At 35.7% G+C, this 8,243-nt stretch carries 7 protein-coding genes; 5 read left to right on the top strand and 2 right to left on the bottom strand.

Annotated features, from left to right (window positions below; genetic code table 11):
* Positions 1-160: 160 nt before the first annotated feature.
* From SKM54_RS11080 to SKM54_RS11060, 5 genes are all read left to right on the top strand, one after another.
* A complete protein-coding gene (locus SKM54_RS11080) occupies positions 161-1,426 on the top strand; it encodes a glutamate carboxypeptidase (RefSeq protein WP_321095360.1) in 1,266 nt (421 codons plus the stop codon).
* Positions 1,427-1,795: 369 nt separating this feature from the next.
* Positions 1,796-3,241, top strand: coding sequence for an aldehyde dehydrogenase family protein (locus SKM54_RS11075; protein WP_321095359.1), 1,446 nt, complete (start codon positions 1,796-1,798; stop codon positions 3,239-3,241).
* Positions 3,242-3,317: 76 nt separating this feature from the next.
* Positions 3,318-3,887: a DUF1287 domain-containing protein gene (locus SKM54_RS11070; RefSeq protein ID WP_407060936.1), complete on the top strand. Its 570-nt coding sequence runs from the start codon at positions 3,318-3,320 to the stop codon at positions 3,885-3,887.
* A 344-nt stretch (positions 3,888-4,231) separates the two neighbouring features.
* On the top strand, positions 4,232-5,716 hold the full coding sequence (locus tag SKM54_RS11065; protein WP_154773725.1) for a sodium-dependent transporter: 1,485 nt from the start codon (positions 4,232-4,234) through the stop codon (positions 5,714-5,716).
* Position 5,717: 1 nt separating this feature from the next.
* Positions 5,718-5,825, top strand: a complete 108-nt coding sequence (locus SKM54_RS11060) for a methionine/alanine import family NSS transporter small subunit (RefSeq protein WP_154773724.1) — start codon at positions 5,718-5,720, stop codon at positions 5,823-5,825.
* A 61-nt stretch (positions 5,826-5,886) separates the two neighbouring features.
* Here the strand turns inward: SKM54_RS11060 and rsmB are convergent, their stop codons facing one another.
* Both rsmB and fmt read right to left on the bottom strand, forming a co-directional pair.
* On the bottom strand, positions 5,887-7,191 hold the full coding sequence (gene rsmB, locus SKM54_RS11055) for a 16S rRNA (cytosine(967)-C(5))-methyltransferase RsmB (RefSeq protein WP_321095358.1): 1,305 nt from the start codon (positions 7,189-7,191) through the stop codon (positions 5,887-5,889).
* A complete protein-coding gene (fmt, locus tag SKM54_RS11050; protein WP_321095357.1) occupies positions 7,191-8,150 on the bottom strand; it encodes a methionyl-tRNA formyltransferase in 960 nt (319 codons plus the stop codon). The genes rsmB and fmt overlap by 1 nt, the downstream gene beginning before the upstream one ends.
* Positions 8,151-8,243: the final 93 nt, after the last annotated feature.

The raw sequence follows: 8,243 nt of genomic DNA, 5'->3' as shown, positions 1-8,243 counted from the left end.
TATATGGCTGGAAAAAATTACAATTTGATTAAATAATTATCATATTTTACGTTATCTGATTGAGTTTTATCCAAATTTATGTGAGATTGGAATCTAAATTGCTTAGAACAATAATGTATTTAGCAATTTTTAAATCGAAAAGAAGAAAAGGAAATTATTCATGATGAAGAAAACAAAGCATATTCTTGCATTTACGGTTGCCAGTTTTATGTCTACATCTTTATTTGCTGTTAGTAATCAAGATGTGAAGTCAGTGGTAGAAGCACAACAATCAACGTATTTAAATACTTTAAAAGAGCTTGTGAACATAGAGTCTGGTAGTAAAGACTTAGATGGCTTAAATAAAATTTCTACACTAATTGCTGAGCGACTAAAGCAAGCTGGTGCTGAAGTTAGCGTACATCAATTAACTGATATTTATCGAATGGATGATACTCCCGAAAAAGTGGGACCTGTTGTTAAAGCCGTTGTAAAAGGAACTGGAACTAGCAAGATTATGCTTATTGCGCATATGGATACGGTATATCAGAAAGGACAATTAAAAGATCAACCGTTTAAAATTGAAGGCAATAAGGTGTACGGCTTAGGGATTTTAGATGATAAGCAAGGAATAGCTTCAATCATTCATACCTTAGAAACTATAAAAAAATTAAATTATAAAGATTTTGGAACAATTACAGTTTTGATTAATGCTGATGAAGAAATTAGTTCACCGGGCTCTCGAAAATTAATTACCGAAACGGCTCAAAATCAAGATGTAGTTTTATCATTTGAAGGTGGTGGTAAAGATGGTAGCCTTCGATTAGCAACCAGTGGTATTGGCGCGGCATATTTAGATATTAAAGGAAAGTCTTCTCATGCAGGTGTTCGTCCTGAAGATGGAGTAAATGCTTTAACTGAGTTATCTCATCAAATTGCACAAATGCAAGACTTATCTAATCCTAAAACTGGGTTAAAATTAAATTGGACTGTAGCAACGGCAGGGAAAACACGTAATGTAATACCTGATGCTGCATCAGCTCAAGCCGATGTCCGAGCATTAAAGGTTGAAGATTTTGATTTAGTAGAAAAGACACTTCAAGACCGAGTGAAAAATAAGAAATTAGCAGATAGTCAAGTCGCAGTTAAATTTGAAGTTCGTCGCCCACCATTGGTTGCCAATGACAAAGCAATATCATTAACAGATAAAGCTAAATCTATTTACAAAGATGAATTAAATCTACCATTAAATGTATTAAGTACAGCTACAGGTGGTGGTACAGATGCTGCTTTTGCTGGTTTAAGATCTAAAGCTGCTGTAATTGAAGGTATGGGTTTATCTGGAGATGGTGCACATTCAACTAATGCAGAATATGTGTTGTTAGATACGATTGTCCCTCGTCTCTATTTGGCAACACGCTTAATTATTGAATCATCTAAAAAATAAAGTTTTTTTAAGAGAAGTAGTGTGACTACTTCTTTTTTATCATTCTTTTCATAAAAGAAACCCCATCATCCTGACGGGGTTTCTTTGTATTCAATGAAAGGTAAAACTCCTGTTGTACCTAGCATCCTGCTGTCTATTATTTTCTTCTTTTTATTCTTTCTTATGTTGAGACCTACCTGTCTCTGTATGATTTAAATATATACAAACTTAAAAGTGATAGATATTCGACATTTTCCTCAATAAATGTACGAAATAGCGTACATGTTAGAAACATCAAATTGTTACTTAAAAATAATGAAGCTTGAGCCAACTAAGCGCATTATATAAGGCAAGTAAATATAGATGTTTTATAAAAAAGAGGATGTTGTAATGACCGAAAGCAATCAACACATTAAATATTATCCACTTTATGTTGCAGGTAAGGCTTACAAAACTGAACGATGGTTAGACGTACAAGATAAATATAAGCAAACTACATTTGCACGTGTGGCATTAGCAGATGAAAAAACATTAGAAAAAGCGATTCAATCTGCGGTTAAAGCAGAAAAAGAAATGGCAAAACTTGAACCATTCCAAAAGCAAAAAATCTTATTACATTGTGTAAAACGATTTAATGAAATGCGTGATGAACTGACCGAAATTTTAATTGCAGAAGGTGGAAAACCACGTAAAGCAGCTGTGGCAGAAGTCGAGCGTTTAATTAATACATTCCAAATTGCGGCAGATGCAGTGACACAATTAGATGAAGGAAAACTGATTCCTTTTGCCGTTACAGCAGCATCTTCAGGCTATCAAGGTTTTATCAAACAGGTTCCAATTGGTGCAGTATCTCTCATTAGTCCGTTTAACTTTCCACTTAACTTAACAGCACATAAAATTGCACCTGCAATTGCAGCAGGCTGTCCTTTTGTACTTAAACCTGCAAGTTTAACGCCTATTTCAGCAATTAAAATTGCCGAAGTTTTAGCAGAAACTGATCTACCTAAAGGTGCATTTTCAGTTTTACCATGCCCACGTGAACATGCAGATGTATTAGTCACAGATGATCGCTTTAAGCTGCTTAGTTTTACAGGCTCAGATGTAGTTGGTTGGGATATGAAAGCACGAGCAGGTCGTAAGAAAGTAACCTTAGAATTAGGTGGTAATGCAGCTGTATTAGTTGAACCCGACACAGATATTACCGATGCTTTCATAGATCGTTTGGTTGGAGGGGCATATAACCATGCAGGGCAAGTATGTATTAGCGTTCAACGCATTTTAATTCATGCTGATATTTATGCAGAAGTGAAGAAAAAGCTTGTCTCAAAACTGAAAAAGCTAAAAGCAGCAGATCCATCTTTAGATACAACGATGGTAGGGCCGATGATTAAAGACACAGAAGCGAATCGTTTGAAAAAATGGGTCGATAAAGCGGTAAAAAAAGGTGCCAAACTATTGTCTGGTAGCGATGTTAATGGTGTGATGTTTGAACCAACTTTACTTGAAAAAGTAGATGAATCACTTGAAGTTTATAAAGATGAAGTTTTTGGCCCTGTTGCGGTGATTGAAAAATATAAATCGTTTGAACAAGGTATAGATAAAATCAATTCAAGTCGTTTTGGTTTACAGGCAGGGGTTTATACTCAGAACTTAAATAAGATGATGTATGCATGGAATAACTTACATGTTGGTGGTGTTATTATTAATGATATACCATCTTTCCGTGTAGATAACATGCCTTATGGCGGTGTGAAAGATTCAGGATTAGGTCGTGAAGGTATTCAGTCGGCCATTCGTGATATGCAAGAAGAGCGAGTGTTAGCGATTAAACTTTAATCTTTAAATTTAATGATTTGAATCTGCAACTATAAAAATATGGTTGCAGATATTGAGAAAAATAATGATAGTTGAAATGAAAAAAATATTAGTTTTTATCCTAAGCCTTTTATTTTCGATAACAAGTTGGGCTTTTTCGAATGATCAATTGGTGAAGGATGCAAAAAGCCAAATAGGAAAAACTTTATTATATGATCCTGCATACACGCAACTTAAATACCCTATGGGAGATGTTCCTTTATATAAAGGTGTATGCACAGATGTTGTGATTCGTGCTTTACGCAAGCAAGGCATAGATTTACAAAAAGAAATTCACGAAGATATGAAAAAGAATTTTAAACTTTACCCACAAAAATGGGGTTTAAAATCACCTGATAAAAATATTGATCACAGACGAGTTCCCAATATTCAAACTTATCTAAAAAGAAAAGGCTTTGAAGTGAAAGATAAAAAGTATACGGCTGGAGATATTGTGGCTTGGGATTTAGGGAAAGGCTTGGTTCATATTGGTATTGTGTCTAATAAAAAAGCACTTTTTAGTGACACGCCACTGATCATACATAACATTGGTTTAGGGACTCAAGAAACAAATATCCTTTATGATTATAAAATTATTGGTCATTATCGACTCAAATTAATTAGGTAAAACTAGGGTTGATGATAAATTTACATTATAATTTTTAAGTTATTTTGCAAAATATGATTAATTTTTAATCCTTTATTAATATATAGATTATAAAAACTAAAAAATTTGCAAAAAATACACAAAAAGAAGTAAAAACTCGTTATTGTTGTTTTCATATAAGACACGTATTTAAAAATGGACTTTAACCAAGGCATTTTTGACGGTGTTCTGTTTGATATTTAGAACAGCATGCTCAAAAGGCATAAAACTAAATCGGACAAAAAATATTTTAAGTGGTCGCTTTCTTGCTTGCGTATACATCCTAATAACAAGCAGCAATTGAGTACCCAAAATTTAGGTGTTTTATGACAAATTCTCGTGAAAATTGGTCTGCACGATCAGGCTTCATTATTGCCGCAATTGGTTCTGCCGTTGGCCTTGGTAATATTTGGCGCTTTCCATATGTTGCCTATGAAAATGGTGGAGGTGCATTTTTAATTCCATACTTAGTTGCTATTTTTGCAGCAGGGCTACCATTATTATTCTTGGATTATGCTGTAGGGCATAAGTTCCGAAAAGCACCACCAACAGCCTATAAAAAGCTTATGAACAGTGAAGCTTTAGGTTGGTGGCAAGTGATGGTCACGCTCATCATTGGTATTTACTATGCAAGCGTACTATCTTGGGCTGGTAGTTATATCTTCTATTCCATTGGTCAAAAATGGGGCGAAGATACACAAGGCTTCTTCTTTAATACCTATTTACAAAATGGTACAGGTTTGGAATTTGGTTTTGTTCCAACACTATTCTTTGGATTAGTGATTGTTTGGGCAATTACCATGTTCATTCTGTATGGTGGTGTGAAAAAAGGTGTAGAACTTTCAAATAAGATTTTTATTCCATTACTTGTTATTTTATTTACTATTTTAGTGATTCAAGCTGTGCGTTTACCAGGTGCTGTAGAGGGCTTAAATGCATTCTTTACACCAAACTGGGAAGCAATGGCGAACTATAAAGTATGGTTAGCTGCTTTTGGTCATATCTTCTTCTCGTTATCTATTGGCTTCGGGATCATGTTGACCTATGCATCTTACTTAAAAGTAAAAACCAACTTAACCGGTTCAGGTGTTGTGGTCGCATTAGCAAACTCATCATTTGAAATTTTGGCAGGTATTGGTATTTTTGCTGCACTAGGTTTTATGGCATTTAGCGCAGGCGTACCTGTAAATGAAGTGGTATCTGGTGGTATTGGCTTAGCCTTCATTGCATTCCCTAAAATTATTTCAAGTTTAGGTGCGGGTGGTGATTTATTTGGTTTCTTATTCTTCTCATCTCTTGCTGTAGCAGGTATCACCTCTATGGTAAGTATTTTAGAAGTGCCAATTGCATCTTTCCAAGATAAATTGGGTTGGTCACGTAAGAAAGCCGTAACCATTGTTGCTGGTGGTTCTGCTATTGTTTCTACTTTAATTTTCTCGACAAAAAGTGCAATCACCTTTGTAGATATTATCGATTACTTTGCCAATAACATTGGTATTGTATTGGGTGGCTTACTTTCTATTGTATTGGTAACTTGGTTCCGTCGTCCTTTATTGGCTCAGTTAAAAGATCATATTAACCAATACTCAAGTATTAAATTGGGTAAAGGTTGGGATTTCTTATTAACAGTAGTTACACCACTGTCATTATTAGTTGCTTTAGGTTTAACACTTAAAGCTGTAGTAACTGAAGGTTACGGTGGATACGCACCTGAAGTGCTATGGCCAATTGCAGGCGCTGTTCTTGCTGTATTTATTATTGGTGCAATTGCATTTAGTTGCTTAAAAGATAAAGATTCTGAGGAGAACTAAGATGAATACATCGGCAACAATTATGTTGATTATTTCAACGGTTTTACTTTGGGGTGGTTTAATTTTGGCAACAGTTCACTTAATTAAACATCCTGACGAAGACGAATAAACATAAAAAAAGGAACCGCAAAGGTTCCTTTTTTTATGGCTTAATTTAAATAAATCTGAAATTAAACTTTTTGAATACGGCAGTAGTAGAAACCATCGCCACGACCAACTTGTGGTAAAAGTTGGCGACCATGAATTTGTTCAATACCCCAATCTGCATCAATTTTAACTTCTTGAGCATCAGAATGATTTTTGAAAAATTCAATCATCTGCTGTTCATTTTCTGCTTTTAAAATTGAGCAGGTAATGTAAAGCAATGTTCCACCAACTTTTAGTTGTTGCCACATATTTTCAAGAATTTGCTTTTGCAATTCTACAGTTTTAGCAATATCTGTAGATTGACGAAGTAAACGAATATCAGGATGACGACGCATTACACCAACAGCAGAACATGGCGCATCTAAAACAATACAGTCCGCTTGTTCAGGTGCAGTCCAAGTTATAGCATCTGCTGTAATAATTTCGACGTGCTTACCATCTAAAAGAAGACGCTCTAGATTTTCAGAAACACGTTTTAATCGCTTTTCATCTTGATCGAGAGCAATTAGCTTTTTAGGATCGAAGGTCTCTAAAATATGGGCAGTTTTACCACCTGGTGCTGCACAAGCATCAATCACGAACTTACCATCTAAATTAGGTAATAAAGTTGCGCAAAGTTGAGCATGTTCATCTTGAACAGAAAAACCGCCCGCTTCGAAACCAGGCAAGCTTGGAATGTGTAAACTTTCGTCCATCACAATACCAACTTCTGAAATTTCACAACGATGTGCATCAATACCTTCATCTTCTAAAATATCAAGATATTCATCGCGACCCACTTGGCGTGTATTTACACGTAAAGTAAGTGGAGCAACTTGCTTGAGTTCATAACTAATTTCAGCAAGTTGTTCTGGCCAGTCTTTTTTCAAGCGCTTAGATAACCAACTTGGTAAACCAGGTGCTTGTTCAAGTACGTCGTAAAATTCTTCAGTTTCACGTGTAGCACGACGTAAAATAGCATTCACCACGCCACTTAAACTTTCCATGCCAAGCTGTTTAGTGGCTTCAACAGTTTCAGAAATTGCCGCATGTGCTGCAACTCGAGTACACAATAATTGATATAAGCCAAGATAAAGACAAGTTTCTACAACTTGATTTTCTAAAGGCTTAGCAAGTAATGGTAATGTTAACTGTTTAAGTGAATGCCACTGACGTAAACAACCTAATACTAGCTCATGATAAAGCGCGCGGTCTTTATCTGACACAATATTCATATGTTGAGCGAGTACAGATTGTAAAGATTGTCCATTTTGGACAGCCAATAACGTTTTAACAACCTGAGCACGTAAGTTGAGGTTTTTACCTGAGGCGTGGGGAGATTGCTTCATTATAAAATTTGTCCAATATTCAATTTTTGGGTTTGCATAATTTGCACGGCATTCAGAGGTTTACCCCCCGGCCATTGGAGAGATGTGAGCATAACCACGGTATTATTTGCACATGCAACATGTACACCGTGTTTATCTATGGCAAGAATTTCCCCTATTTTAGCATTGTTTGTAGTTAGCGGAGATATTTGTGAATTCCAAACTCGTAAGTTATTTTTTTCATCTAAAACAATAAATGCGACAGGCCATGGATTAAAAGCGCGAATATTCAAATCAATTTGCTTAGCATCAATAGACCAATCAATTTGTGCTTCTGCCTTAGACAATTTATGTGCATAAACGGTTAAAGCTTCATCTTGAACTTCACGATCATTTAAATACTGTTGTAGGCTTTCCTCTGTTTCTAGTACTTGAACAATTGCTTCTGCACCTTGTATTGCCAATTTGTCATGCAAACTTGCAGATGTATCGGTTGCTTCTATAGGGCAAACAGTTTTAAACATCATGTCACCAGTATCTAAGCCTGCTGCCATTTTCATAATAGTTACGCCTGTTTCGGCATCACCCGTTGCAATAGCACGCTGAATAGGCGCTGCACCACGCCAACGGGGTAACAATGAACCATGAATATTCAAACAACCGTATTTAGGAGTGTCTAAAACTACTTGCGGCAAAATTAGACCATAAGCGGCAACCACCATTACGTCAGCATTTAATGCTTTGAGCTCTGCTTGTGCTGCTAAACCTTCTTCAGTCGAAGACTTAAAATGTAAAGGTTGATAAACGGGAATATTGTGTTCTAAAGCAAGCTGTTTAACGGCTGAAGCTGTCAATTTTTGCCCACGACCAGCTTTACGATCTGGCTGAGTATACACAGCAACAATCTCGTGTTTGGTTTTGATTAGAGCAGATAAAGCAGATGCTGCGAATTCAGGCGTGCCTGCAAAAATAATTTTCAAAATTTAAAAACCTTTCATCAATTTATATAGCAATTATAACGCTTAAGAAAAAAACAATGAATTAGTAATGAAAAATGCATGAATAGTAGTATT

Source organism: Acinetobacter faecalis (assembly GCF_034187745.1).
In the GTDB taxonomy this organism is placed as follows: domain Bacteria; phylum Pseudomonadota; class Gammaproteobacteria; order Pseudomonadales; family Moraxellaceae; genus Acinetobacter; species Acinetobacter faecalis.
Note: the sequence above shows the minus strand (reverse complement) of the source record. Positions and strands in the feature narration are given on the sequence as shown.